The organism is Aphanothece microscopica RSMan92 (genome assembly GCF_046613545.2).
Taxonomy (GTDB): Bacteria; Cyanobacteriota; Cyanobacteriia; order PCC-6307; family Cyanobiaceae; genus NIES-981.
Window position 1 is genome coordinate 1 of record NZ_JBKKKY020000040.1, and the last position, 26,849, is coordinate 26,849.

Sequence of the window (26,849 nt, forward strand, 5' to 3'; positions counted from 1 at the left end):
CCGCTACACCGGTGTGTCAGCGACGGTGCGGGCCCTGGTGCCGCTGCAACGCCGGTTTCGCGCCATCGGGCTGCTCGACGGGGGCCACCTCGGTCTCCCTCCCGGCATGGCGGTCGGGGATCTGCTGCGCCAGGGCTGGAGCCGGCCCCGGCCCTGGCGCTGGCGGGTCTGGCATGCGCGTCGGGATCTGGAGATCGTGCTGGGTCTGCTGCTGCGATCCGTGCTGCGCCAGCCGTGGCGGGTGCTGTTCACCTCGGCTGCGCCCAAGCCTCCCGGCGTCGGGCTGCGCTGGCTGATCGGCCGCTGCGATGCCGTGATCGCCACCTCAGGCCGTTCCGCGAGCTTTCTGCCACCCGGACGGGTCACCGCCACCATTCACCATGGCGTCGACACGGCGTACTACACGCCGGGGGATCGCTGGGAGAGCGACCTGCCGGTGGTTTCCGCCGACGGCTCGGGGGGGGCGTACCTGATCGGCTGTTTCGGCCGCATCCGGCCGAGCAAGGGCTGCGACTTGCTGGTGGAGGCCCTGATTGCGCTGCTGCCGAGCCGGCCGCTGTTCTCGGCCATCTTCACGGGTCTGGCACGGCCTTCGGAGCGCGCCTACCTGGACGGGATGCTGGCCCGCATCCGCGCCGCGGGGCTGGAGCACCGCATTCGCTTCCTGGGCGATCTCGATCGCGACACGGTGCGTGGTTGCTACCGCCGCACCCTGCTGTGCGTGGCGGCGTCCCGGCGGGAGGGATTCGGGCTCACCCCCCTGGAGGCCATGGCCTGTGGCTGTGCGGTGCTCACGTCAGGGGCCGGCGTCTGGCCGGAGCTGATCGATGGGGCGGTGGGACGACGCTTCGCTACCGGCAGCCTGGAGTCCCTGACCCATGAGCTGGCCCTGCTGACCGCGGAGCCGGCGGAACTGGTGGCGATGGGACGCCGTGCCCGCCAGCGGGTGCTGGAGCGCCACTCCCTCGCGCGGGAAGCGGCCGCGATCGACGCTGTCTATGCCGGGTTGCTCGGATCCGGGTTGCTCGGATCGGCTCCCGCCCTGCCTGGCTGAGCAGCCCGGTTGGGTCGGAATCCTGCTCAGCTGCCGCTGCTGATGCTCACGCGGCGCTGTTCGCCGCCCCGCTCGATCACAGCCGCATCCCCGCTGGCCGAGCGGAGCCGCCAGCCGCTGCTGCCGATCGATTCGCCCACGGCGGCGCTGGTGGAGGAATTGCCGATCTGGAAGATTGCGGCACCGCCGTGACCCGGTGCCTGCACCACCCCCACGAGTTGGGGTGCTGGGCCCCCGCCCCCACCCGACCCCGATGCCCCGGCCGGGCTGCTGGAGCCGCTGTAGGACCGGCTGGAGCCGCTGGCGGCGGGGGCCGGACTGCCCACCCTGCTGCTCATCGGCACCTTCAGCACGTTGGCGGCGGGTGCTCCGCTGGCTGGAAGGGTGGCCAGTTCCTCCATCCAGGGTTCGGCCGGCGGTGGGGGCGGCAGAGAGGGATCCTCAGCCGTGGCGGCCAGATCTGGCTGGGGCTGCACCGCTGCGCTGGCCTCCGCCGTGGCCGGCCCCATCGAGCGGAGTCGCTCGATCAGCAGCATGTTGCGTTCCTGCCGAATGGCCTGCTGGCTCTGGTTCCAGACGCCCAGGGCCATCAGGCCGATGCCGGCCATCACGGTCACGGTGAGACTGACACTGGCCAGCACCAGGGTGGGCTGGTGGCGGGCCGATGGAGCGGCTGCGGGCCTGCGTGGGAGCGGCTTCTGCCGTGGAGGGGAGCCCGGGGCGGGCGCCGGCGAAGGGGCGACGGCAGTGGCTGGGACGGCCGAGGTGGCGACGGCCGAGGTGGCGACGGCAGTGGCGGGGCGGCTGATCTCGTCGGCTGTCGCCGGGGTGTCGCAGATCTCGACCTCGATGGCGGCCTCCGGCGAGAACACCCGGTTGAGCACCTGCTCCGCCCGCAGTTCCCAGTAGGCCTTGGAGGTGGGAATGCCACGAACCGGCGTCACAGGCCCATCCCCAACGAAGTGGGGCACAAGGTACTCCGATTTCGTCGGGCTGACGAGGGGGCGACGGTTGGCATCTCCGCTCCAGGCTGGTGGTTCTCAGGCGGCCCGTGCGCCGAAGGGCCTCATGGCGCGAGCTCCGGTGCCCTCCAGCAGCCGATCCAGAAAGGTGCCGGAGTGCAGAAGTCCCTCGTAGAAGTGAACACCGAGGAAGGTCTGGGAGCCATCGGGCTGGGACCAGCAGGTGGCGACCGGGATCCGCATCTCGGCGATGCCGATCGCGGGGCGCAGCACCAGCTCGAAGCGACTGCCGCGCAGGAACTCCACGGCGCTGTGGGTCAGCAGGCAGGCGCCCGCGCGGCTCAGATCCCACAGCACCCCATGGTGCTGGGGGTCACCGCCGGCCCAGAGCTCGGTGGTGATGCCTCCCGCCGTCAGGGGGATGATCCGCCGCGGGATGGTCCGTTGGCAGATGCCGGAAGCCGTCGATGGAACGGGCAGCGCCTGACCGGCGGAACGGAATCCCATGGTTATCCCTGCATTGGCGCCTTCTTATCAGTGCTAGACCAACCTGTCCAGGCTGCGCAAATCGCCGGGAGGGCTCCAGCCTGTAGCTGCTGCTACCGGGTGTTCCCAGGGCCCAGGTGCCGTCAGGCCCTAGCCGACCAGCATCATCTTTGCAAAAGTCATCTTCGCAAAAGTCATCGTTACAACAATCATCGTTGCAGGCGTCATCCCAGCAGAGCCTGGGCGTGGTGCTCGAGATGGTCGTCGATGAAGCTGGCGATGCAGAAGTAGCTGTGGTCGTAACCCTCCTGCAGGCGCAGGGTCAGCGGCTGACCGGCGGCGGCGGCGGCGGCGGCCAGCGCCTGGGGATGCAGCTGGGTGTCGAGGAAGGGATCCGCCGTGCCCTGGTCCACCAGGATCGGCAGGGGGGCGCCGCCGGCCTCCGCGCTCCCCCAGGCCAGCCGCCCCGCCGCCAGCAGGCCGGTGGCATCCCATTGCTGCCAGCCCTCGTCCTCCGGACCGAGCAGATGGCCCAGGGCCTTCTGTCCCCAGGGGCAGCGGCTGGGGCTGGCGATCGGGGCGAAGGCGGAGACGGCCCGGTAACGCCCGGGGTGCCGCAGGGCGGCCACCAGGGCCCCGTGACCCCCCATCGAGTGACCACTGATGCTGCGGCGTCCGTTCAGGGGCAGGGCCGCCTCCACGCAGCGGGGCAGCTCTTCCACCACGTAGCTGTGCATGCGGTAGTGGCTGGCCCAGGGGGCCGCGCCGGCATCCACGTAGAACCCGGCGCCGTGTCCGAAATCCCAGCTGCCTTCGGGGTCGTCCGGCACCGCCGCCCCCCGCGGACTGGTGTCCGGCATCACCAGCGCCAGGCCCAGCTCCGCGGCCCGTCGCTGGGCGCCGGCCTTCTGGCTGAAGTTCTCATCCGTGCAGGTCAGGCCGGACAGCCAGTACAGGGCTGGAACCACTTCACCGTCCAGGGCTGCCGGCGGCAGGAACACCCCGAACACCATGCTGCAGCCCAGCTCCCGCGCCTGGTGGCGGTAGCGGCGCTGGGATCCGCCGAAACAGCGGCTGTCGCTGAGCAGTTCGAGCTGGGACACGGATCAGGACCGGTTCAGAAGTGGATCACGCTGCGGATGCTGCTCCCCTCGTGCATCAGTTCGAAGGCCCGGTTGATGTCCTCCAGGCCCATCGTGTGGGTGATGAAGGTCTCCAGCGGGATCTCTCCCCGCTGGGCCTTCTCCACATACAGCGGCAGTTCCGTGCGCCCCCGCACCCCCCCGAAGGCCGACCCGCGCCAGACCCGCCCGGTCACCAGCTGGAAGGGGCGGGTGCTGATCTCCTGGCCGGCCCCGGCCACCCCGATGATCGTGGATTCACCCCAGCCCTTGTGGCAGGCCTCCAGGGCCGCCCGCATCACATCGACGTTGCCGATGCACTCGAAGGAATAGTCCACGCCGCCATCGGTCAGATCGATCAGCACCTGCTGGATCGGCGCGTCGTGGTCGCGGGGGTTGATGCACTCCGTGGCGCCCAGCTGGCGGGCGATGGCGAACTTGGCCGGATTCAGGTCGATGCCGATGATCCGCGACGCCCCGGCCATCACCGCGCCGATCACCACCGCCAGGCCGATGCCCCCCAGGCCGAAGACGGCCACCGTGCTGCCGGGCTCCACCTTGGCGGTGTTGAGCACGGCACCGATGCCGGTCGTCACCCCGCAGCCCAGCAGGCACACCTGCTCCAAAGGCGCTTCCTTGCTGATCTTCGCCACCGCGATCTCCGGCAGCACGGTGTACTCCGAGAAGGTGGAGGTGCCCATGTAGTGGTGCAGCATCCGGCCGTCCCTGGAGAAGCGGCTGGTGCCATCGGGCATCACCCCCCGCCCCTGGGTGGCGCGGATCGCCTGGCAGAGGTTGGTCTTGCCCGACAGGCAGAACGTGCAGCGACGGCACTCCGGCGTGTACAGGGGAATCACGTGGTCGCCCACGGCCACCGAGCTGACGCCCTCGCCCACGGCCTCCACGATGGCGCCGCCCTCGTGGCCCAGGATCGCCGGAAACAACCCCTCCGGGTCGGCCCCCGAGAGGGTGTAAGCGTCGGTGTGGCAGACCCCGGTGGCCACAACCCTGAGCAGCACCTCACCCGCCTGGGGTGGGGCCACATCCACCTCCGTGACCTCCAGGGGCTGGCCGGGGCCCCAGGCCACGGCGGCTCGGCTGCGGATCATCCCTTCGGCGCGGTTCCCGCCATCCTGACGCTCACCCGGCCGTCCCCACCGCGGGCAGCGGCCGCCGCCGCTTCTGCAGTTCGAGCCAGAGCATCAGCGCCGTGATGTCGGCGGGGCTCACGCCGGGCACCCGGGAGGCCTGGCCCAGGGTGTGGGGTTGGACCGCCGTGAGCTTCTCGCGGGCTTCGCGGGAGAGCGTGCCGATGGCGGCGTAGTCCAGGCCTGGCGGGAGGGGCCGCTGCGCCTGTTTCCTCACCTGATCGACCTGCTGCTGCTGACGGGCCAGGTAGCCGCTGTACTTGATGTCGATCTCGGCCGCTTCGCGCACGTCTCTCGGCAGGGCGGGGTCCGCCAGACCGTGGGCCACCAGATCGTCGCTGTGGAAGCCCGGCCGGCGCAGCAGCTCGGCCAGGGTGATCGAGCCCTTGATGGCGGCCTGGGTCGCCGCCACGATGGCGCTGGCGGCGGCGTCGCTGGCCTTGAGACGCACGGTCTCCAGGCGGCGTTTTTCGGCGTCGATGGCCTCCTGCTTGCGGCTGAAGATCTCCCAGCGGCGCGGCTCGATCAGGCCCAGTTCGTGGCCCAGGGGCGTGAGCCGGCGGTCGGCGTTGTCACCCCGCAGCACCAGGCGGTATTCGCTGCGGCTGGTGAGCACCCGGTAGGGCTCGCGTAGATCCTTGGTGACCAGATCGTCGATCAGCGTGCCGATGTAGCTGCCCTCACGGGGGAAGTGCACCGGCGCCTCGCCCCGGACCTGTCGGGCTGCATTGAGCCCCGCCACGAGCCCCTGGGCGGCCGCCTCCTCGTAGCCCGTGGTGCCGTTGAGCTGGCCGGCGCTGAACAGTCCCGCGATCCGTTTCGTCTCCAGCGAGGGCTTCAGCTGGGTCGCCGGCAGGTAGTCGTAGTCCACGGCGTAGGCCGGCCGCAGCATCACGCAGTGCTCCAGGCCCGGCAGGGTGCGCAGCAGTTCGAGCTGCAGCCGCTCCGGCAGGCCCGTGGAAAAGCCCTGCACGTAGATCTCCGGGGTGTCGCGACCCTCCGGTTCCAGGAAGATCTGGTGGCTCTCCTTGTCGGCGAAGCGCACGATCTTGTCTTCGATCGAAGGGCAGTAGCGGGGCCCTTTGCTGTCGATGAAGCCGCCGTAGATCGGCGTGAGGTGGAGGTTGTCGCGGATCAGCTGGTGGGTGGCCGCGGTGGTGCGGGTGATGTGGCAGCTCATCGGTTCGCTGCTCACCCAGGCCGCCGGATCGAAGGAGAAGTAGCGCCCTTCGGCGTCGCTGGGCTGCTCCTCCAGCCGGTCGAGCGCGAGGCTGCGCCGATCCACCCTGGCGGGAGTGCCGGTCTTGAGCCGGTCGGTCTGGAACCCGAGGCCCTCCAGGGCCTCGGTGAGCCCGACGGCGGCCTGTTCGCCGGCGCGGCCGGCGCTCATCGACTGGTTGCCCACCCAGATCCGGCCCCCCAGGAAGGTGCCGGTGGTGAGGATGACGGCCCGGGCGGCATAGAGGCTGCCGAAATAGGTGCGAACCCCGGTGATCCGGCCGGCCGGACCCTGGCCTGGTTCCCAGCCGGCGCCGCCGCCATCGGTCTCACCCTCCACCTCCAGACCGGTCACCATCGCCTCGCGCAGGGCCAGGTTCGGGGTGTGCTGCAGCAGCTGGAGCATCTGCCGGGCGTATAGCCGCTTGTCGGTCTGGGCGCGCAGGGCCCACACGGCCGGGCCGCGGCTGGCGTTGAGCACCCGCTTCTGCAGGGCCGTGGCATCCGCCAGCCGGCCGATCACGCCGCCGAGCGCATCCACCTCATGCACCAGTTGGCTCTTCGCCGGGCCACCGACGGCCGGGTTGCAGGGCTGCCAGGCGATGCGGTCGAGGTTGAGCGTGAACAGGGCCGTGCTCAGGCCCAGCCGGGCCGCGGTGATCGCCGCCTCGCATCCGGCGTGACCACCTCCCACGACGATGACATCGAACGTTTCGGTTGCGCCGCCGCTGCCCGGGTCGGCGGCAGGAGTTGACCAGGCCATCCGCAGATCCTATTCAGGCTGCTTCGCGCCGATCCAGGCATAGCGGATCGTGTAGGCCTCTGGCGTCCCCCACCCCCAGAGCGGTGGCGCGGACACCGGCTGCAGCTCCCCGGCCCGGAGGGTCCGGCCGAAGCGGGTCTGCAGCAGCGTCGTGAGTTCCTCCGCCCGGTGGTTGGGGTCGACCAGCACCAGCACCCGGGCGTCCTGGCCGGTGTGGCGCCCATCGCCCGCCGCGATCGTCACTTTGGGGGTCAGCACCGGCGTCGCCTCGAACACCTGGCGGGCGTTCCCCCCCAGGAAGGTACCGCTGGCCACGATCCAGTCGGGGCGGCCCTGCTCCCGCTGCACTTGCGCCAGCAGCGGCAGCAGGGGCGCGGTGCGGCTGTCGTTGCGGCCGGTGAGCCCCGCCAGGACCGTGCGGCCCGGCAGCAGCAGGGATGTGGCGGTGGCGGCCACCACGGCGGCCGCCACCAGGGCGCGCTGGCGGCGCCGATCCAGCGCTCCGGCCAGCACCGCCACACTCACCGGCGCGTAGAAGAGGAGGGGCTGATACCAGCGGTCCTTGATGCGGCTGGCCCCCGTTGCCAGCACGAAGGCCAGCAGCACCGCCGCCAGGCAGAGGGGCAGGCGCAGCAACAGCCGGGCACGCTGCGATCGCCCCCCGCCGATGGCCGCCGATGGCTGCTCCTCCCCGGCGGAGGAACTTCGCCACAGCACGGCCACGGCGGCGAGCCAGAACGGGCTCAGGAAGGCCAGGGCGGCGGCGGCGGCGCTGAGCAGGCCCCTGGGCCGGCTGGCGAGCCCCCCCTCCAGTTCCAGTTTCTCCAGGCCCCCCAGGGACAGCGGGGCATGGTCCACCACCCACTGGAGGTGCGGGAGCACCAGCGCCGCCGGGATGGCCAGGCTCAGGATCAGCCGGGGCCTCAGCAGCACCCGGCGGAAGGACGGCAGGCTGAGGGCTGCCAGCACCAGGCTGGCGAGGAAGAGGCCGTAGCTGTATTTGCTGAGCAGGCCGGCCGCAGCCAGCAGGCCGAGCCCGGCGTAGCCGGTCGCGGTGGGTTGCCGTTGCAGCCGCAGCAGCTGCAGCAGGGTCAGGGCCGCCACGCTGGTGGCCAGCACCGAGTGGGTGAGATCCCGCTGCGACTCCCAGATGAGCTGGGGAATCAGGGCCAGGCCGCTGACGGCGATCAGCTGCTGCCGAGCGCTGAACGCCAGCTCCCGTCCGACCCCCAGCAGGGCGGCCACCAGCAGGCTGAGCAGCCCCACCTTCAGGCCCAGCAGGGGCCACAGCGCCGGCCCCGTGACCAGGAACACCAGCTTGACCAGATAGGTGTAAAGCGGGGGCTGGGGCCCGTAGCCCAGCTGCCAGCTCTGGCTCAGCAGCAGTTGTTCCGCCTGATCGCGATCCGCCGTTCCCGACACCAGACCCTGGCTGATGGCATTGAGCAGCAACCAGGCGGTGCAGATCAGCCATAGCCGCCGTTCACCCCCTCCCTCGCGGCCCGTGCGGGGCTCAGTCCTTCCAGGCATCGCCGATCCAGCGAACGGGCATCACGAAGTGACGCAGCTGCTCCCAGGGGTGGGGGCTGGCCAGGGCGGCGGCGATGTGGCGGCGGCGCCCCCGGTAGGGCGGGCTGTCCGCTTCCCAGCGACCCGCCACCACCTCCGCCGGATTCGGCCCTCCCGGGAAGGTCACGATGCGGGCCCGGCGGGGCTGCGGTGCCGGCCGCAGATACCGCAGCGGCAGGGGCCCCAGGCAGTGGAGGCGGAAGTGGCGATTCCAGCCCCGGGGCCAGAACTGCAGGTCACTTCCCACGCAGTGGGTGACGTAGTGCTGCTCGTACTGGAAGCGGTCGGCGATGGCCTGGGGATCGGCCTGGAACCGCTCCAGGATCTCCGGCCGGGAGCCGATCAGGAAGCGGAAGACAGAGGTCTGGCCGAGGCCGCTGAGGGGCTTGGACCAGTTCCGCTCCAGGATCACCGCATCCCGGGCCCCCAGCGTGAAGTAGCCATCGAGGGAGCCGATGATCACCGAGTCCAGATCCACGAACAGGGCCGGACCCGACAGGCCGTGCAGATCCCGGTTCCAGAGACTGAGCTTGCGCCACTTGCCGCGGGAGCGCTGGGGGAGCTCGCAGTTCAGCGGCGGCAGCGGCAGGCACTCGATCTCGGGGCGGATGCCGTCGGTGTCGTCGGTGAAACAGATCACCCGAAACGGGCAGCTGAGATGGCGGGCGACCATCCCGTGGAGCCGGTTCACATAGTCGGGGCCGTACTTCCGCCCCCATTTCATGGACAAAACCTGCCTGACCTCACCCTCCGCGCCCGCTGCCTGGCTGCCCAACCCCAACTGTCACTGGTGTGGGCGAAAGCCTAGGGCGACCTCAGGCCGCCAGGTTTCGGAAGCGCGTGAACTGGGGCTCGAACAACAGTTTCACGGTGCCGACCGGGCCGTTGCGGTGCTTGGTCACGATCACCTCGGTGATGCCCCGGTCCGGAGTCTCGGGGTTGTAGTACTCGTCGCGGTAGATCATCAGCACCAGGTCGGCATCCTGCTCGATCGATCCCGATTCCCGCAGATCACTGAGCATCGGCCGCTTGTTGGTGCGCGATTCCACCCCCCGGCTGAGCTGGGAGAGGGCCATCACCGGCACGTTGAGTTCGCGGGCCATGCCTTTGAGGCCGCGGGTGATCCGGGAGAGCTCCTGCACCCGGTTGTCAGGGGTGGACCCCTCCATCAGCTGCAGGTAGTCGATCACGACCAGTCCGAGTTCCTTGCCGGTTTCGGCCATCAGCCGCCGGCAGAGTGAGCGCATCTCCAGCACGCCGGCGTTCGGTTTGTCATCGATGAAGAGCGGAAGCTGGCCAAGGCTGTTGATCCCCTGCCCCAGCAGCGGCCATTCCTCCTGCTGCAGCCGGCCCGTGCGCAGGCGGCCGCTCTCGATGCCCACCTCCATCGACAGCAGGCGGTAGGTGAGCTGCTCCTTGCTCATCTCCAGGGAGAACACGCACACCGGCAGCTGGTGCAGCTGGGCCACGTTCTTGGCGATGTTGAGCACGATCGAGGTCTTGCCCATGGCCGGCCGGCCGGCCACGATGATCAGGTCACTGCGCTGCAGTCCCTGGGTGATGGCGTCCAGGTCGTAGAAGTTGACCGGGATCCCCGCCACCGAGGTGCCGAGCGAGCGGCTCTCGATCTCGTTGAAGGTGCTGGTGAGAATCTCGGCGGTGGGGGTGAGCCCGACGGAGGGCTTCTCCTGGCTGATGGCGAAGATCTGCTGCTCGGCCTCATCGAGCACCTGCTCCATGGGCTTGCTCTGGTCGAAGCCCAGCCGGATCACCTCGTTGCCGGAGCGGATCAGCTGGCGGCGCAGGAACTTGTCCATCACCAGGCGGGCCACCTGGTCGATCGAGGCCGTCGAGATCGTGCGCTCCACCAGCTCCACCAGCCGGCCGCTCCCCCCCACCTTCTCGAGGGCCCCGGTGTCCGCCAGCCAGGCGGTCATGGCGGTGAGGTCGGTGGGCTTGCCCTGGCTGTGCAGCATCAGGGCCGTGCGGTAGATCTCGCGGTGGGCTCCGAGGTAGAAGGCCTCCGGCTGCAGCAGGTCGGCCACTCGGCTGATGGCATCCGGGTCCAGCAGGATGCCGCCCAGCACGGCCTCCTCGGCCTCCAGGTTCTGGGGGGGGACGGAGTCGGGCAGCGCTTCGAAGCTGGCCTCCTCCCGGGGCCTGCTGCGTCGGGAGGCTGGGCGGGGGGGGTCGCCCTCAGGATCCAGGTTCGTCAGAGGAATGCTCACCATCGCTCCAGGTTCGCTTGGGTGCAGGCAGGATCCCGGGCGGGGCTGACGGAGGGGACCGCCATTCTGCAGCCATCGCCTCCGTCGTCGGGTTCCGGCGGCCGGGGTGGGTGGGGCGGGGTCCCAAGCAAACGCCCCGGGGCCGGAGAACCGGCGACCGGGGCGTGGGCCAGGGTGGCTTGAGGGGGAGGCGAGCAGGCCGGGACAGCCGCCCTGGCCCTGGGTCAGTGGCTCAACTTCAGTGGCTCAACTTCAGTGGCTGACCACTTCGAGGTTGATCTCGGCCACCACCTCGGGGTGGAGCTTGACCTGCACCTTGTAGGTGCCGGTGCGGTGGATCTCGGGCACGGTGATGTCGCGGCGGTCCACATCTTTCTTGGTGGCGGCCTCGATGGCTTCGGCCACATCACCGTTGGTCACGGTGCCGAACAGCACATCGTCACCGCCGGTCTGCTTCTTGACCGTGAAGCGGCCGATCGTGGCCAGGGCGGTGCGGAGGGCCTCGGCCTCAGCCCGGAGGGCGGCCTGGCGCTCGGCTTCCTTGGCCCGGCGGGCCTCCACCTGCCGCAGCACGGCCGGGGTGAGAGGCACCGCCTTGCCGGTGGGCAGCAGGAAGTTCCGGGCATAGCCCGGAGCCACCTCCACCAGGTCCCCATCCTTCCCCAGGCTGAGGACGTCTTCGCTGAGAACGACTTGTACGCGCTTGGCCATGGGGAATTTACGGGTGTCTGATCACGTGCCGATCGGCCACTCTACGGGACCAGGTGGGGCCTGGTTCAGCGACTCCGCCGGGAGCCCCGGGCGGCGCCGGCGGGGACGCGGACCTGGGTGGCCAGCCCGAGCCGGCGCATCAGGCGGATGTGCTGCCAGGTGAGGTCGATCTGGCGGCCGAAACCCTGGCGTGCCGAATGGGGGAAGGCGTGGTGGTTGTTGTGCCAGCCCTCACCGAAGGTGAGCGCCGCCACCCAGGGGTTGTTGCGGGAATGGTCGCCACTGTCATGGGCGCTGCGTCCCCAGCAGTGGGTCGCCGAATTGACCAGCCAGGTGCAGTGGTAGACCACCACGAGACGGAGCGGAATGCCCCAGAGCACCAGGGCCCAGCCGCCGGCGCCGGTGACGGTGCCGATCCAGAAGAGCAGCCCGGCCAGGGGCAGCTGCAGCACCAGGAACCAGTTGTTCAGCCAGCGGTAGTAGGGATCCTTGGCCAGATCCCCGGTCAGCCTCGGGACCGCGCCCATGGCCGGGATGGTCTGGAACATCCAGCCCATGTGGCTCCACCAGAAGCCCTTGAGGCTGCTGTGGTGGTCGAGCTCCGTGTCGGAGAACTTGTGGTGGTGGCGGTGCAGGCCCACCCAGTCGATCGGACCGTGCTGGCAGCTGAGGGCGCCGCAGGTGGCGAAGAAGCGCTCCAGCCAGGTGGGAACGCGGAAGGAGCGATGGCTGAGCAGCCGGTGGTACCCGGTCGTCACCCCCAGGCACGCCGTGACCCAGTAGAGGACGAGGAAGCTGGCCACCGCCGGCAGGCTCCAGAAACGGGGCAGCAGCGCCACGGCGGCGAGCACGTGGATCGCCACCATGAAGCCCACCGTGCCCCAGCGGGTGCCCCGCTTGATCTGGGGGTGGGGTTCGCCGGCCCGGGGCTGGTGCAGCGCAGCGGCGCGGCGGATGCCGTTGGCGCCCCTGTTGATGGTGGCGGGCTGGCGTGTGTTGCGGGCCGTGAGGCGCGCCCCCGCCTGGGTGGGGTATGTGGCGGTCATAACGGACCGGCTCCTGATCAATCGGTACGATAGTAGCAATACGAATTCAGATCGCAAGGCATCTTCGTGGGTTATCGGGATGATCTCGCGACGGGGCGGGTGGCGTTTGCCCACCTGATCCGCGTCTGGCACGGCCGCAACGGCTGGAGCCATCGGGTGCTGCCGGCGCTGGCGGAGGCCCTTGATCTCGGCCGGGTGCACAACTCCCAGCTCTCGATGCTCCGCAACGGCAAGCTGGCCTCGCCGGGCCCGGAGGTGTTCCTGGCCCTGGGCCGCATCAACCAGCTGCTGGCCACCGAGGTGCTGGGGGGCGCGCTGTCGCCGGCGCTCCGGGAGCGGCTGTCCGGCCATCCCGAGCTGATCGCCGATCTCGAGGCCTCGGCCCTGCCGGTGCAGGACCAGGGGGAGCCCGTGCTCGGTCCCGGCGAGTTGCTCGAAGTGTTCGTGGGGCTGCGCCAGCCCCCCCCCCGCCTTCGATCTGCGCATCGCCGAAGCCGAATCCCGGGCCCTCAGCGCGGCCCTGGCCGATCTGCTCACCGCGGGGCGCCCCTGGCGGCTCTGCCGGGATCAGGTGCTGGCGGCCTATCCGGTGGCCAAGCGCCAGCGCCGGGAGCGTTTCGCCGAAGTGATGGCGGGGCAGCGCGACTACGCGGCCACCGAACTGGACAACGAGCTCCCGGATCTCCGCCGCACCCTGGCGGCCCTCGGCGGCCTCGACGAGCAGCGGCTCGGACCCGACCAGTTCCTCGAACTGCTGCGCCGCCGCGCCCGGGAGCTCGGCGCGCTGGTGGAGCCCCCGGCCCGCGATGCCCTCAGCGAGGCGATCCGCGCCGAGCTCGGCGGACTCTGGGACGGCTGAGCGCCAAACCTGCCTGGGGCACCTCGCGCTCCGTTCGACCTCGCGCTCCGTTCGGCAGCCGGTGCTCAGGGGCGGTAGCGGGCCACCCGCACCCTTCGGGCCAGCCCCAGGACCTGCAGCAGCCGGATGTGCAGCCAGGTGATGTCGATCTCGAACCAGCGCAGACCGTGGCGGGCGGAATGGGGAAAGGCGTGATGGTTGTTGTGCCAGCCCTCGCCGAAGCTCAGGATCGCCACCCACCAGCAGTTGCGGGAGAGGTCGGGGCTGTCGAAGTTTCTGTAGCCCAGGGCATGGGTGGCCGAGTTCACCAGCCAGGTCACGTGATACACCAGCACCAGGCGCAGGGGGATGCCCCAGAGCACCAGCCCCAGCCCGCCGCCATGCACCCCCGCCCACTCCCCGTAGCCGTAGAGGGCGGCGGCCAGGGGCAGTTGCACCAACAGGAACCAGCGGTCCAGCCAGCGGTAGAAGGGATCGCGCTGCAGGTCGCCGGTCAGCCGCTCCACGTGGCGCAGGGCCGGAATCTCGTGCAGCATCCAGTCGCTGTGCGCCCACCACAGTCCCCGCGCCGCGTCGTGGTGGTCATTGGGCTGGTCTGAGTACTTGTGGTGATGCCGGTGCAGGCCCACCCATTCGATCGGCCCGCTCTGGCAGGCCAGGGCGCCCATCAGCACCAGACCCCGCTCGACCCACGCAGGGGCCTGGAAGCTGCGATGGGCCGCGAGGCGGTGCAGCCCCAGGGTCACCCCGAGAACGGTCGTCCAGTAGAGCGCCCCCAGCACGACCAGGGCCTGCCAGCTCCAGAACCGGGGCAGCAGCGCTGCCACGGCTCCCACATGCATCGCCAGCATGAAGCCGGTCGTGCCGGCCTTGAACCGTCGCTGACGCGGTGGCAGGGGGGCGCGCGGTGCCGCCAGGGCGGCCCGCACACGGTCTTCCTGGCGCCCGCCGGGCCGCTCCACCCGCACGATCTCTGGCTGGACGTCCGGTCCGAGGGCAGGGTCGCCGGCCAGAGGGCGGCTGGATTCGGAGCGGAGCACCAAGGGGATGGGGGGGGACAGGGAGGGTCGGCGCTGGGGCGAGGGCATCACGGCCCAGCGGCCAGGGGGGCGACCCCGAGGCCGCGGAAATCTAGACGGGCAACATGGCCCTACCCGGCCCGACCCGATGCCGACCTCCGACTGGGCCGCCGCACGGCTGGCCGCCGCCGCCGACCGCATCGCCCCGCTGGCCGAGCGCCACACCGCCGCGGTGCAGCCCCGGCTGGAGCGGGTGCTGGCCGCCTTCGCGGCCGAGCGGGTCGGGGTGCACCACTTCGCCTCGGTGAGTGGCTACGGCCATGGGGATCAGGGCCGCGACGTGCTCGACCGGGTCTTCGCCCGGGTGCTGCAGGCCGAGGCCGCGGCGGTTCGGCTCCAGTTCGTCAGCGGCACCCATGCCATCGCCGCCGCCCTGTTCGGGGTGCTTCGCCCCGGTGATCGTCTGCTGGCCCTCACCGGCCGTCCCTACGACACCCTTGAGGAGGTGATCGGCCTGCGGGGCAGCGGCCAGGGCTCCCTGGCCGACTTCGGCATCGCCTACGACGAGCTCGACCTCACCCCCCAGGGCCGGGTGGACCGCCAGGGGCTGGAGACCGCCCTGGCCACGCCCACCCGGATGGTGCTGATCCAGCGCAGCTGTGGCTACAGCTGGCGTCCCTCCCTGTCTGTGGACGAGATCGGTGAGCTGGTGGATCGGGTCAAGCGGCGGCAGCCGGGTTGTCTGGTGTTCGTGGACAACTGCTACGGCGAACTCGTGCAGTCCGCCGAACCCACGGCCGTGGGGGCCGACCTGATCGCCGGTTCGCTGATCAAGAATCTGGGCGGGACGATCGCCCCCACCGGGGGCTATGTGGCGGGGCGCCGGGAGCTGGTAGAGCGGGCCTGCTGCCGCCTCACGGCTCCCGGCATCGGCAGCGAGGGCGGCACCAGCTTCGATCTGAACCGCCTGCTGTTCCAGGGACTGTTCCTGGCGCCCCAGATGGTGGCGGAGGCCCTGATCTGCAGCGAGCTGGTGGCGCAGGTCTTTGATGACTTCGGCTTTCGGACCCATCCCGCCCCCGGTTCCGAGCGCAGTGACGTGATCCAGGCGGTGCGGCTGGGTTCAGCCAGCTTGCTCAAGCTTCTCTGCCGGGCGTTCCAGGCCGCCTCGCCGGTGGGGTCCTACCTGGATCCCGTGCCGGCCCCGATGCCGGGTTACGCCAGTGAGCTGGTGATGGCGGGAGGCACCTTCATCGATGGCAGTACCAGCGAGTTCAGTGCCGATGCCCCTCTGCGGGAACCGTATGTGCTCTACACGCAGGGGGGGACCCATCGGGCCCATGCCCGGCTGGCGCTGGAGCGGGCCCTGACGGCTCTCGCCGAATCCGGACACCGTCCTCCAGACTGATCCGCACCTTCCGCCCCACCGCTCGCGATGGCGCTCTCCTTCCCCAGCGACTGCCGGTATGCGGACAGCCACGAATACGTCCGTGCCGAGGGGGGGCGGGCACGCCTCGGGCTCAGCGCCTTCGCCATCGATCAGCTCGGGGACATCGTCTTCGTGGAGCTGCCCGAGGTGGGCACGGAGCTCAGCCAGGGGCAGAGCTGCGGCAGCATCGAATCGGTGAAGGCCGTGGAGGATCTGCTGGCTCCCATCTCCGGCGTGGTCGAAGCCCGCAACGAGGCCGTGATCGCCAGCCCCGAGGAACTGCAGAACGACCCCTACGGCGAGGGCTGGCTGCTGCTGGTCAGGCCTGCGGATCCCACCCAGATCGACGGCCTGATGGACGCGGACGTCTATGCCGCCAAGGTCCAGGGTCACTGAGGGTGGAGCACACACAGCCGATGGACAACGCCATGCCCAGCGGTTCCTCCCGCCCGACCTTCGTGGAGCGCCACCTCGGCCCCGGCCGCGAGGAGCAGACCGCCATGCTCGAGGAGCTGGGCCTCGCCAGCCTGGAGGAGCTGGCCGGGCAGGTGGTCCCAGCCGACATCCTGCTCAGCCCCGAAGCTGCCGCCGAGGGCCTCCCCTCCCCGTGTGACGAGGCCACGGCCCTGGCCGAACTGGCCGGGATCGCCACTGAGAACACGGTGGTGCGCAGCCTGATCGGCCAGGGGTATTACGGCACCGCCACCCCGGCCCTGATCCAGCGCCACGTCTTCGAGAATCCCGCCTGGTACACCGCCTACACCCCCTACCAGGCCGAGATCGCCCAGGGGCGTCTCGAGGCCCTGCTCAACTTCCAGACCCTGATCAGCGAGCTCACCGGCCTGCCGATCGCCAATGCCTCCCTGCTGGATGAGGCGACGGCCGCGGCCGAGGCCATGGCCCTGGCCCGGGCGGTCTGCAAGCGGTCCGGCGCCCGTCGGTTCCTGGTGGATCGGCAGGTGTTCCCCCAGACCCTGGCGGTGTTGCGCACCCGGGCCGAGCCGCTGGGGATCCTGATCGACTGCATCGATCCCAGGGCCCTGGCGGCCCAGGGCGACGCCCTGCCCGAGGACGCCTTCGGTCTGCTGCTCCAGCTGCCTGGGCAGGACGGCGGTCTCTGGAACCCGGCCTCCCTATTGGGCGCGGCGGCGGCCGTCGGGGTGGTGACGGCGGTGGTGATCGATCCCCTCGCCCAGGTGCTGCTGGCACCGGTGGGGGAGCTGGGCGCCGACATCGCCGTCGGCAGTGCCCAGCGCTTCGGGGTGCCCATGGGGTTCGGAGGCCCCCACGCGGCCTTCTTCGCCACCCGCGAGGTCCACAAGCGCCAGATCCCCGGACGCCTCGTGGGCCGTTCCCTCGATGCGGAGGGCCATCCCGCCCTGCGTCTCGCCCTGCAGACCCGTGAGCAGCACATCCGCCGCGACAAGGCCACCAGCAACATCTGCACGGCCCAGGTGCTGCTGGCCGTGATGGCCGGCTTCTACGCGGTCCACCACGGTCCGACCGGGCTGACGGCCATCGCCGAACGGGTCGCCGCCCTGCGCCATGGTCTGATGGCCGGCCTGGAGGCCCTCGGGCTCTCGCCGGACCCCGGCCCGGGGTTCGACACCCTGCTGGTGCGGACCCCCACCGCCGACGACCTGGTGCAGGCCGCCTGCCGCGGGGGCTTCAATCTCCGCCGCCTGGATGGCGCCTTCGGCATCAGCCTCGATGAGCTGAGTGATCCGGAGGAACTGGCGCGCCTGCTCCGCTGTCTGGCCCCGGATGGGGAGGCCGCGCAGCGCGCCGTGGAGTGCTGCTCCCTGGCCCTCGCGGCAGGCGACTGGCGCCAGCCGTGGGAGCTCCTTCCCCAGCGGCAGCGCCCCTGGCTGCGGCAGTCCGTGTTCCATCACCACCGCAGCGAGACCGAACTCCTGCGCTACATCCAGCGCCTGGCGGCCCGGGACCTCTCCCTGGTGCACGGGATGATCCCCCTGGGCAGCTGCACGATGAAGCTCAACGCGGCCGCTGAGCTCGGCCCGGTCAGCTGGCCCGCTTTCGCCCAGCTCCACCCGTTCGCCCCTGCCGACCAGTCCCGGGGCTACCGGCGGCTGGCGGCTGATCTCGAGCGCTGGCTGGCGGCCATCACCGGTTTCGCCGGCGTGTCGCTCCAGCCCAACGCCGGCTCCCAGGGGGAGTACGCCGGGCTGCTGGCGATCCGCGCCTGGCACCGCAGCCGGGGCGACCAGCACCGGGATGTCTGTCTCATCCCCACAAGCGCCCACGGCACCAATCCCGCCAGTGCGGTGATGGCCGGCATGCGGGTCGTGGCCGTGGCCTGCGATGGCCAGGGCAACGTGGATCTGGCCGACCTGGAGGCGAAGGCCGATCTCCATGCCGAGCGGCTCGCGGCCCTGATGGTCACCTACCCCTCCACCCATGGGGTGTTCGAGCCGGCCATCCGGCGCATCTGTCAGCTGGTCCATGGCCGCGGCGGCCAGGTGTATCTCGACGGCGCCAACCTCAACGCCCAGGTCGGCCTCTGCAAACCGGGGCTCTACGGCGCCGACGTCTGCCATCTGAACCTTCACAAGACCTTCTGCATCCCCCATGGGGGCGGAGGCCCCGGGGTCGGCCCGATCGCGGTGGCCGCACACCTGGTGCCCTTCCTGCCCGGGGATCCGGCCAGCCCCGAACCTGCTCCCCATGGGGCCGGCCCGGTGGCGGCGGCTCCCCTGGGCAGCGCCTCGATCCTGCCGATCAGCTGGATGTACATCCGCATGATGGGGGGGCCGGGCCTGCGCACCGCCAGCCAGGTGGCCCTGCTCAGTGCCAACCTGATCGCCCACCGGCTGGACCCCCACTTCCCCGTGCTCTACCGCGGCGCCGCCGGCCGGGTCGCCCACGAGTGCATTCTGGATCTGCGGCCCCTCAAGCGGAGCTGTGGTCTGGAGGTGGATGACCTGGCCAAGCGGCTCATGGACTACGGATTCCATGCCCCCACCGTGAGCTGGCCGGTGGCGGGCACCGTGATGGTGGAGCCCACCGAAAGTGAGTCCCTGCGGGAGATCGACCGCTTCTGCACCGCCATGGTGGCCATCCGGGCCGAGGCGGCCGCCATCGAGGCAGGACGGGCCGACCCCGTGGACAACCCGCTCAAACGGGCTCCCCATACCCTGGCCGCCGTCACCGCCGATGGCTGGGACCGGCCCTACAGCCGTCAGGAGGCGGCCTTCCCGGCCGGTGAGGAGCAACGGGCCACGAAGTTCTGGCCCGCCGTCGCCCGGATCGACAACGCCTATGGCGACAGGAATCTCGCCTGCACCTGTCCGTCGGTTGAGGAACTGGCCCAATCCGCGTCGATCGCTACTGCCGCTTGAGCCCGCGTGGTACACACTGGCGGGGCAGGGTTCCTCAAGCCACAGACTTTCTTTGGTTTATTGACCTTGTTTTTCGCGGACAATCTGCTGCAACTGCGCTGTCAGGCGCCGGTTCGGCACCAGCTCCCTCTCGGGGGCTGATCATCCCGGCCATTCATTTCGTGGGGACCATGGACGGCAACGGAGACACAGGCAGCACCGGCAGCTCTGGCGGCCGGGCCCTCGGCAGGGTGGAAGGCACCAACGTGGTGCGGGTGCCCTTTGGGGTGCGTCGGGCACGGCGCACACGCCCTGCCCGCCCGGACCACTGGGCCACCCTGGTCCTTCCCTTCCAGGCCGGTGTGGACCCGACCCCACCGCCCCAGGCGGCCTGAGTCCGGGGCCCTGGCCCGACCCTCGTCATTGGCGCGATCAGTCAGTAGCGGGATCAGTCAGTAGCGCGATCAGTAGGCGGCGCCGCTGCGTCGCTGGTGGACCGCCGTGGTGCCGACGGGATCCAGCACACCCCCGTGGATCACCTCGGCGTAGAGCAACCAGTGGTCGCCGCATTCCATCCGTTGGCGCACGCAGGCTTCCATCCAGGCGAGGGCTTCCGGCAGTACAGGCTGGCCCCCGGGCGTTTCCTCCAGGTTCAGGCCCGCGAAGCGATCGGCGCCCGGGCTGAAGGGTTTGAGGAACTGCTTCATCGGTCCGTTCTCCCGCCCTTCCGCAAGCACGTTGAGCGCGAAGTGGTCGCCGATGTGAAGCAGTCCTTCCACCGCCCGGTCCTTGGCCACGGCCACGGTGAGGCCGGGTGGATGGAAGCTGGCCTGGCTCACCCAGCTGGCCACCATCGCCCCCCCCAGACGGGTGTCGCCGGACGACTTCACGGCCGTGAGCACGGACAGGGAGCCCACCACCCGGCCCAGCGCCTGGATGGCGGGATTGGTACGGCTGTCCTGCAGACCTCCGGCACTGCGGCGCTCCTGGCGTTTTCTGGCGCCCAGCAGTTCCCGGCCCAGGGCGGTGCCGGTTTCCTCGATCGTCTTGAGGGTGACGGGATCGGGGCTGAACTTGACCTTGATCGGCTCGAAGGCGAAACGGAAGCCCCCGTCACGCAGCTTGTTCTCCAGGAGCTCGAGCGCTTCGCCGCTCCAACCGAAGCTGCCGAACACGCCCACCGGCTTGCTGCGGTCGCCCTCGGCGAGCACGGTGCCCAGGGCCGCCACGATCGGCGTGGGGGCGTGACCGCCCAGGGTGGGTGAGCCGATCAGCAGGGCATCGGCGGAGCGGATCACGGCCTGGAGCTGCTCGGGCTCGCTGAACTCACAGTTGAGGCTCTCCACCCGCACCCCCGTCCTGGAGACGCCCTGGGCCAGGGCATCGGCGATGGTGGCGGTGTTGCCGTAGGCGCTGGCGTAGAGCAGGGCCACGGAGAGCCGGGATCGGTTCTGGCCCTCCCCCCAGCGCCGGTAGTCGGCCAGGAGGCTGCGCCAGCTCTCGGCGATGGCCGGGCCGTGGAAGGGGGCGATCGTGCGGATCGGCAGTGCGTCGATCCGGTCGAGAACGGTTTCCACCTGGCGGGCCATCGGGGCCATCAGGCAGTCGTAGAACCAGCGCCGGTCTTCCTCGGTGCTGCTGCGGTTCGCTTCGGCGAACGAGTCCTGGCAGATGTGGGCGGAGAAGAACTTGCTGCTCATCAGCAGGCCGGTGCTTTCCTCGAACGCCATCAGCGCGCCGGGCCAACGGGGTGTGGGAGCGGGAATCAGCCGCAGCTGCAGCCCACCGGCCAGCGGCCGGCTCGCTTCCTGCTTCACCACGTCGATCGGCGGCAGCGGCGGCAGCGGTTCCGGCTCCGGCGCGCCGGCAGGGGCGGGACGCCGCTGATCCCAGAGCTCGCGCACCAGCTTCGCCCCCGCATTGGAGGCCACCAGGGCCAGGCTCGGCCAGCGGGCCGCCATCGCCCGCAGCAGTTCCACCCGGTTGGGGTTCACCACACCCACCACCACCTTCAGCGGTGCCTCGCTGGGCACCAGCTCCGCCAGGGCGGCAAAGAAGGGTTCGGCGTAGGTCATGCCGGGTGGGTGGATGAGCACCGGCGGCACGGCGTGGCCACCGGCGCTGCTGCCCGACTCGAACAGGAAGCTGTTCGCCGTGGTGCCCCGTTCCAGGCCGTACTCCACCTCGAAGCGCGAGCGGCGTGGGCTCAGCCCCCGCAGGCACAGCAGCCCGGGCTCAAGACGGATCATCAGCACCCGACGCTCCGACGCTGGGGCTGCGGCAACGGGAGATCCGCTGATCGAGGTCTTCATCAGTAGTGGTTGCCCACCTTGCGGTGGTGCACGGCGGTGGTGGCTTCAGTGTCGGCCACATTGCCCTCCTCCACCTCGGCATAGATGAGCCAGTGGTCGGGCCCCTCCATCCGCTGGGCCACGCGGCAGCCGAGGAAAGCCAGGGCATCCCCGAGCACGGGGCCGCCCGAGGCGGCGCCCTCCACGGTGGTCACACCGGCGAAGCGGTCCGCCCCCGGGGGGAAGCGCTTGAGGAAATGGCGCAGCACCTGCTGGTGGTTGTCCTCCCGCAGGATGTTGAGCACGAAGCGATCGCCCACCTGCATCAGGGCCTCGATGGCCCGGTCCTTGGCCACGGCCACGGTGATGCCGGGGGGCTCGAAGCTGGCCTGGCTCACCCAGCTGGCCACCATGGCCCCACTGCGGCTGCCTCCGTCGCTGTCCTGCTGCCTGGCGGTCACCACGTAGAGGCCCCCGCTGAGGCGACCCAGGGCCTTGTCCAGGTCACCGTCGAGGGCCTTCATCGCCGCGATCGTCTTCGCCTTGGTGAGCAGCTGGCCCAGGTCGGTGCCGGCTTCTTCGCAGCGCTGGTAGTCATCCGCCAGGGGCATCTCACGGATGCGCAGAGGATCGAAGGCGCTCTTCTGGCCCAGGCTGCGCAGCTGGGAGGCCACGGTGTCGATCGGCTCGTCGTTGCCGCCGAAGGCGTCGAAGCAGGCCACCCACTGCTTGGGCTTGAGCGCCGCCAGCAGCGTGCCGATCGAGGCCTGGAGCTCTGCCTCCGGCTCAGCGGGCCAGGTGGGGACCACCACGGCGCTGGCCTCACTGATCAGGGCCGTGAGTTCCTGGGCGTCGGTGGCGCGCAGATCGACCAGCTGCACCTGGGCACCGGCCTTGCCGATGCCGCGAGCGATGGCCTGGCTGAGCCGGTCGCAGAAGCCGTACTGGCTCACGTAGCAGACGGCCGCGTAGGCCTCCCCGGCGCTCCGGTCGCTGCTCCAGTCGCGGTAGTCGTTCACCCAGAGGCTGAGGTGATGGCGCAGCAGGGGGCCATGCCCCACGGCGATCGTGGTGATCTCCGGCAGGGCCTCCATGCGTTTGATGGCCTGCAGCACGCTGCGGGCATTCGGCCCCATCAGGCAGTCGTAATAGAAGCGGAAGTCCGGCGCGATCGCGCCGGGGTCCACATCGAACAGATGCTCGGAGCAGTAATGCAGTCCGAAGGCATCGCAGGTGTAGAGGATGCCGGTGCCGTGGTCGAAGGAAAAGATCGTGTCGGGCCAGTGCAGGTTGGGGGCGCTGAGGAAGGAGAAGCGGTGCCCCAACCCGCTCTCGGGATTGGTGCCGAGATCGAGCTCGTCGCCACTTTTCACGGCCCGGCTGCGAAAGGGGCGGTGCACCTGGTTCTCCAGGAACTGAATCGCCACCTTTGAGCCCACGATCAGGATCTCGGGGTTGCGGTCGATCAGATGGCCGATCAGTCCGGAATGGTCGGGTTCGGTGTGCGAGACGATCAGGAAGTCGATCGCGGCCGGATCGATCTGCTCCTCCAGCAGGGGTAGCCAGGTGTCCGCAAACTTGAGGTGGCTGGTGTCGATCAGAGCCGTCTGGGCGCCCCGCACCAGGAAGGCGTTGTAGGTGGTGCCGTTGCGCAGGCCGAACTCGATGTCGAAGCGGCTGCGATCCCAGTCGAGTGAGCGGATGGTGGTGGTGTCGGCGGCGATGGCCTCGCACTGCAGGCTGAGGCGCGGCGCGGCTCCGGAGGTGGCTCCGGTGGCGGCGCCGGACGTCGTGGCGGACGTGGAGGTGGCAGCTGCCATGGACACCCGGTGGAACGACCTGAACTGTAAGGACGCTGCCTGGAGAGCTGACCCGTGTGGCCTTACCCCCGGATGTGGCCGGGTGTGCTCGCAGCTGTTGTCACAGTCACAGGCAGAGGCAGGGTCACAGGCACGGGCACGGTCACAGCCAGTGCCAGTCGCTGAACCGGGCCGCCTGTCCGAAGGGCTGGCCCGCGGCGTCCCACAGCGTCCAGAGCCGCGCCGCCCGGATCTGGAAACGTCGACCCTGGCTGTCGACCCGAACGCCGCTGTAGCCGGAGAGGGCTGTGGCGGTCTGAGCGCTGCGCAGGGCCTGCCGGCGGCGGGAGCGCTCGTGGGGCTCGGCGGTCACTTGGGAGGGCAGGCCCACCATCGCGGCCCAGCGACGCTGCCAGAGCATGAGAGCCGCCCGGTTGGCATAGATCAGCCGGGGTCCGGGATCGACATCGGGATCGGCGCCGTCGTGGGCCAGCACACAGAACGGACTGATGAACAGGGCCTGGACCCGCTGGCTCGGGCTGGCATCGACCGGCAACCCAGCCAGCAGGGGGGCGCCGTAGGCCAGCTGATGGGAAGCCAGGATCCGTTCGGCGACGCCCACGGCCGTCGCCGTCAGCCAGGGCGCGTCGACCAAGCCGGTGATTTCGGCGGCTCCCCCTGCGGCGGCTCCCCCCTCAGCCGCCGTCACGGCCGTTGCCCATGGCCCTGGCCATGGCCAGGGCGGCCAGGCGCTGGCTGTGGGCCTTGAGGTTCTCCAGGAACCGGTGGTTGGCTTCCGGGAAGCGGGGTTCTTCCGCCAGGGGAAGGGGGCCTGCGGCATCGAGGCCCGTGTCCCCTTCGAGGGCCGGCGTGATCACCACCAGATCGGGATCGAGGGCCGCGCCGTAGCGCCACCAGCGGTTGGGGTCCTTGATGGCGGGATGGACCGGGTGGGGGCTGCCGGGATCGGGCAGCTTGCCGCGCCCGCTGGCCCGGGCCTGCTTGGCGAGCACTTTCTGCCGCCGCTTGGCCAGGTCCGCCAGCAGCTGGGCGCGGGTGCGTCCGCGCAGCTGGAAGAGCACGAAGGGGTCTTCGCTGAAGCGCTCCCCCATCAGGTAGAAAACGGCACTCACGTGCTTGCAGGGATTGATCTTGTCGGGGCAGGTGCACTCGCTGCGCACTTCCTGCAGCTTGAAGGGGAAGAGGCGCTTGCCGCTCGCCGCAAAGGCCCGCTCGATGTCCTGGGGCATGACACCGGCCAGCAACTGGGCCGACCAGCGGGCCTTCTGGCTGAGGGCCTCCAGCACGTAACCCCAGTCGTCGTCGTTGAGCACGTCGAGCCAGAGCTTCACCTTGTAGGGGTCAGCTTCCCGGCCCTGCACCCGGGCATGGACGCGCCGCCCTTCGAAGCGGATGGAGGTCACATTGCCGGAACGGGCGTAGTCCCAGGCGCGCTCGAGCCGCTTCTTGAAGCGGTAGGTGTTGATCAGCTCCATCCACTGCTCCACCCACCAGGGCTGCTGGCCCAGGCCCTCGTCGCCGAGCTGGGTGGTGATGGGGCTGACGGTCATGCCAAAAGTATGCCGACCCCCGGTCCCGTTGGACCAGCGGGGTGATCGCGGGCGATCAGGGCAACCCGGCGGCAGGGGGTCGCTGGCTGGGATCTCCCGTTGAAAGGCCGCTCGCAGGCCCGCGGCATGGGTGCCAGCGGGGGGTGTCCGCTCCGCCTGCTTGGGGCATCGTCCTGGGGCAAGGATGGGACCGCGCAGATTCCGGGTGGGGCAGAACAGCTAGAATTGCCCTCCATGGTTTGGATCTCGGCCGAAGCAGGTCAGCTCCCCGTTGATCGCCTGTTGGCTCTGCATCGTCGGCCCACGAAAACACTCAGAGGAAGTGATGAAATCAACCCACTTTGGCCATGGATGGATGAAGCAATCAGGTCGAACCATCGGCTTGCTTGCTGTTCCCTTGTCCTTTCTGTTGGCACTTCCTCCGGTCCTGGCGGACCTCAGGAGCCAGTTCCCCGGACGGCGGATCGGTGGGGGCACCCGAGGCGAGTGCTCGGCCCGGCTGTTGGCCCATGTCGTGCCCATGTCCAGTGTGTTTGCCCCCGATGGAGGTGGAAAGCTGGGGGTGCTCGTGGGCCCGGGGGCCGCTGATACCACGTTGGTCATGGAATTCACCCCCTACCAGGCCAAGTCGGCCACACCACGCTCGGAGCGCAGGCTTCCACTCCGTGGAGCAGGTCTCTATCTGGTTTCCGTTCCTGAGATCAGCCAACCACTGAAGTGGGAGTCCTATTACAAATGTGGCTCCAATGCGGCCAAGATTCCCGGAGGTGACGAGCTGGGAACCTTCAGTTTTGTCGGCCAGGACTCGCCACCGGCCGTGAGCCTGCTGGTGGCGGAAGGCACCGCCGAGGATCAGAAATTCATGCGGAGCCTTCAGGCGTATGCCAAAAGTTGCAATCAGGCCATAGCGTCTTCAGAGATCATGTCCCTGTTGGCCATTGATTCCAAGGCCACCATCGACGAGATCCCCCAGAGACTGAGTGTGTTTTGTGATTAACTTTCCGTCAAGGCGGACGGGGTGGATTCGTTTGGATTTTGTTCGGGCTGCGCACGCGAGCTGAGCAGTTCCCAGATCTGGATGGGCTGATTTCTTCCCTTGAGGTGCATGCAGCCCCATTCTTTCCAGTTCAGATGGGTCTGGCTGCTTTCAACGAGATGACGGGTATCGGCTGAAACCAAGATTCTGCAAACCCCTTCGTGCCTCTGCTTTTCAATGCTCTCGAGCCTGGACGCACAGTTCACGGCATCGCCAAGGATGCAGTACTCCAAACGCTCCGTCCCCCCCATGGAGCCGGCTACAACGGGACCCGTATGAATGCCAATACGAAGTCGCATTGGCGGCTTTCCTTCTGTCGCAAGAATCGAATTCAGCTTCTCAAGGTGGTCGGCGATTTCTAGAGCGACTTTGACCGCAAAACAGGCATCCTCGCGCTCTCCATGGCTCACTGGAGCCCCAAAAGCTGCCAGAAATCCGTCACCAGTAAACTTGTTGACGATGCCTCCAGAATGAACGATTGATGAGATGCATTGGCGCATCCCTCGATTGATCCAGTCAAGCAAGTCGTTTGGGCGCATCCCTTCAGAGACTGTGGTGAAGTCTGCAATATCTGAAAACATCACTGTTACGATCAGCTGGCGGCCTTCGAACCTTCCTTCACTTAGAAGGTTGTCGCGATTTTCCCATAATTTCTGTGCCACCTCCGGAGATGTTGCCTGCCCAAGCAGGCGCTCAATCTGTTGGCGATGCTGCTGGCTCAATGTACCGCGTTGAATCCATGCCACAGTGCCCATCACCAGGAATGATATGGCAGGAAGCGTGATCCCAAGCCAGTAATTTAACAAGTAGAGGGCCCCAAAGCCTGCCAAGACAAAGAGCGAAGTTCCAAGGAAGACATAGATGACACTCTTTCGAATGGCCAGGAATGAATTGCCAAGATAGATCCCTAGCAGGATGGCCACTATTTCTAAGCCGGAGTTCATCCATGGGGATGCAGTCCGGATCAGCCGGGATTCCTGTCCTTGTGTGCGATCCAGCAGTGAGGCCAGGCGATGGGCGTGAATCTCGACTCCGGGAACCTGGAATTGGCTGGTACTGAGCAAAAATCGTGTCTGAGAAACCGGAAAGAGGTCGCGCAGGGATGGAGCGGTTGTGCCAATCAGGATGATTCGGTTCTTGATCTGGGTGGCTGGAACCTTGCCTGTGAGCAGATCCTGCAGGCTCCAGAGTGGAAACGATC

The 26,849-nt window shown here is 69.2% G+C and carries 23 protein-coding genes; 7 read left to right on the forward strand and 16 right to left on the reverse strand.

From position 1 onward, the window contains the following. Positions 1-1,054: glycosyltransferase family 4 protein (locus ACLD7X_RS11170; protein WP_411423711.1), on the forward strand; the 1,054-nt coding region annotated here is incomplete at its 5' end. Positions 1,055-1,080: 26 nt separating this feature from the next. On the opposite strand, the gene ACLD7X_RS11175 is transcribed toward ACLD7X_RS11170, so the two are convergent. From ACLD7X_RS11175 to ACLD7X_RS11220, 10 genes are all read right to left on the reverse strand, one after another. Beyond that, entirely contained in the window at positions 1,081-1,998 is a 918-nt protein-coding gene (locus ACLD7X_RS11175; protein ID WP_411423712.1) for a hypothetical protein, read from the reverse strand. A gap of 96 nt (positions 1,999-2,094) precedes the next feature. Next, a complete protein-coding gene (locus ACLD7X_RS11180) occupies positions 2,095-2,523 on the reverse strand; it encodes a PilZ domain-containing protein (RefSeq protein ID WP_411423713.1) in 429 nt (142 codons plus the stop codon). A 203-nt stretch (positions 2,524-2,726) separates the two neighbouring features. Continuing rightward, positions 2,727-3,605 (reverse strand): S-formylglutathione hydrolase, encoded by an 879-nt coding sequence (gene fghA, locus ACLD7X_RS11185; protein WP_411423714.1) that lies wholly within the window; start codon positions 3,603-3,605, stop codon positions 2,727-2,729. A gap of 14 nt (positions 3,606-3,619) precedes the next feature. Then, positions 3,620-4,729 (reverse strand): S-(hydroxymethyl)glutathione dehydrogenase/class III alcohol dehydrogenase, encoded by a 1,110-nt coding sequence (locus tag ACLD7X_RS11190; protein ID WP_425625183.1) that lies wholly within the window; start codon positions 4,727-4,729, stop codon positions 3,620-3,622. 34 nt (positions 4,730-4,763) lie between these two features. After that, positions 4,764-6,752: a tRNA uridine-5-carboxymethylaminomethyl(34) synthesis enzyme MnmG gene (gene mnmG / locus ACLD7X_RS11195; RefSeq protein WP_411423716.1), complete on the reverse strand. Its 1,989-nt coding sequence runs from the start codon at positions 6,750-6,752 to the stop codon at positions 4,764-4,766. A gap of 9 nt (positions 6,753-6,761) precedes the next feature. Next, the gene (locus ACLD7X_RS11200) at positions 6,762-8,204 is read right to left on the reverse strand and encodes a glycosyltransferase family 39 protein (RefSeq protein WP_425625182.1); all 1,443 of its coding nucleotides are present in this window, start codon (positions 8,202-8,204) and stop codon (positions 6,762-6,764) included. A 61-nt stretch (positions 8,205-8,265) separates the two neighbouring features. Next, complete coding sequence (locus tag ACLD7X_RS11205) at positions 8,266-9,045, reverse strand: glycosyl transferase (RefSeq protein WP_411423718.1); 780 nt, start codon at positions 9,043-9,045, stop codon at positions 8,266-8,268. Between the two features lie 91 nt (positions 9,046-9,136). Continuing rightward, complete coding sequence (gene dnaB, locus ACLD7X_RS11210) at positions 9,137-10,552, reverse strand: replicative DNA helicase (RefSeq protein ID WP_411423719.1); 1,416 nt, start codon at positions 10,550-10,552, stop codon at positions 9,137-9,139. A gap of 249 nt (positions 10,553-10,801) precedes the next feature. Next, the gene (gene rplI, locus ACLD7X_RS11215) at positions 10,802-11,260 is read right to left on the reverse strand and encodes a 50S ribosomal protein L9 (protein ID WP_411423720.1); all 459 of its coding nucleotides are present in this window, start codon (positions 11,258-11,260) and stop codon (positions 10,802-10,804) included. 65 nt (positions 11,261-11,325) lie between these two features. Further along, positions 11,326-12,126, reverse strand: a complete 801-nt coding sequence (locus tag ACLD7X_RS11220) for an acyl-CoA desaturase (protein WP_411423731.1) — start codon at positions 12,124-12,126, stop codon at positions 11,326-11,328. A gap of 751 nt (positions 12,127-12,877) precedes the next feature. Between ACLD7X_RS11220 and ACLD7X_RS11225 the strand changes: the two genes are divergently transcribed. After that, on the forward strand, positions 12,878-13,165 hold the full coding sequence (locus ACLD7X_RS11225; protein ID WP_411423721.1) for a hypothetical protein: 288 nt from the start codon (positions 12,878-12,880) through the stop codon (positions 13,163-13,165). Between the two features lie 65 nt (positions 13,166-13,230). Here ACLD7X_RS11225 and ACLD7X_RS11230 read toward each other — a convergent pair whose 3' ends face one another. After that, a complete protein-coding gene (locus ACLD7X_RS11230) occupies positions 13,231-14,016 on the reverse strand; it encodes an acyl-CoA desaturase (protein WP_411423732.1) in 786 nt (261 codons plus the stop codon). 316 nt (positions 14,017-14,332) lie between these two features. Between ACLD7X_RS11230 and ACLD7X_RS11235 the strand changes: the two genes are divergently transcribed. From ACLD7X_RS11235 to ACLD7X_RS11250, 4 genes are all read left to right on the forward strand, one after another. Further along, a complete protein-coding gene (locus ACLD7X_RS11235; protein WP_411423722.1) occupies positions 14,333-15,592 on the forward strand; it encodes a methionine gamma-lyase family protein in 1,260 nt (419 codons plus the stop codon). A 27-nt stretch (positions 15,593-15,619) separates the two neighbouring features. After that, positions 15,620-16,009 (forward strand): glycine cleavage system protein GcvH, encoded by a 390-nt coding sequence (gene gcvH, locus ACLD7X_RS11240; RefSeq protein WP_411423723.1) that lies wholly within the window; start codon positions 15,620-15,622, stop codon positions 16,007-16,009. 20 nt (positions 16,010-16,029) lie between these two features. Next, entirely contained in the window at positions 16,030-18,972 is a 2,943-nt protein-coding gene (gene gcvP / locus ACLD7X_RS11245) for an aminomethyl-transferring glycine dehydrogenase (RefSeq protein ID WP_411423733.1), read from the forward strand. 170 nt (positions 18,973-19,142) lie between these two features. After that, a complete protein-coding gene (locus ACLD7X_RS11250) occupies positions 19,143-19,346 on the forward strand; it encodes a hypothetical protein (protein WP_411423724.1) in 204 nt (67 codons plus the stop codon). Positions 19,347-19,415: 69 nt separating this feature from the next. Here the strand turns inward: ACLD7X_RS11250 and ACLD7X_RS11255 are convergent, their stop codons facing one another. The 4 genes from ACLD7X_RS11255 to ACLD7X_RS11270 all read right to left on the reverse strand — a co-directional run bounded on the left by ACLD7X_RS11255 (position 19,416) and on the right by ACLD7X_RS11270 (position 24,612). Further along, positions 19,416-21,263, reverse strand: coding sequence for a diflavin flavoprotein (locus ACLD7X_RS11255; RefSeq protein WP_411423725.1), 1,848 nt, complete (start codon positions 21,261-21,263; stop codon positions 19,416-19,418). Further along, positions 21,263-23,062: a diflavin flavoprotein gene (locus ACLD7X_RS11260; RefSeq protein WP_411423726.1), complete on the reverse strand. Its 1,800-nt coding sequence runs from the start codon at positions 23,060-23,062 to the stop codon at positions 21,263-21,265. The genes ACLD7X_RS11255 and ACLD7X_RS11260 overlap by 1 nt, the downstream gene beginning before the upstream one ends. A gap of 142 nt (positions 23,063-23,204) precedes the next feature. Next, entirely contained in the window at positions 23,205-23,750 is a 546-nt protein-coding gene (locus ACLD7X_RS11265) for an MEKHLA domain-containing protein (RefSeq protein ID WP_411423727.1), read from the reverse strand. After that, positions 23,737-24,612, reverse strand: a complete 876-nt coding sequence (locus ACLD7X_RS11270; protein ID WP_411423728.1) for an SWIM zinc finger family protein — start codon at positions 24,610-24,612, stop codon at positions 23,737-23,739. The genes ACLD7X_RS11265 and ACLD7X_RS11270 overlap by 14 nt, the downstream gene beginning before the upstream one ends. Positions 24,613-25,213: 601 nt before the next feature. Here ACLD7X_RS11270 and ACLD7X_RS11275 point away from each other — a divergent pair. Next, entirely contained in the window at positions 25,214-25,609 is a 396-nt protein-coding gene (locus tag ACLD7X_RS11275; RefSeq protein WP_412006762.1) for a hypothetical protein, read from the forward strand. Here the strand turns inward: ACLD7X_RS11275 and ACLD7X_RS11280 are convergent. Beyond that, positions 25,606-26,849, reverse strand: a 1,244-nt coding sequence (locus ACLD7X_RS11280; RefSeq protein WP_411423730.1) for an adenylate/guanylate cyclase domain-containing protein, incomplete at its 5' end; no start/stop codon positions are given. The genes ACLD7X_RS11275 and ACLD7X_RS11280 overlap by 4 nt on opposite strands.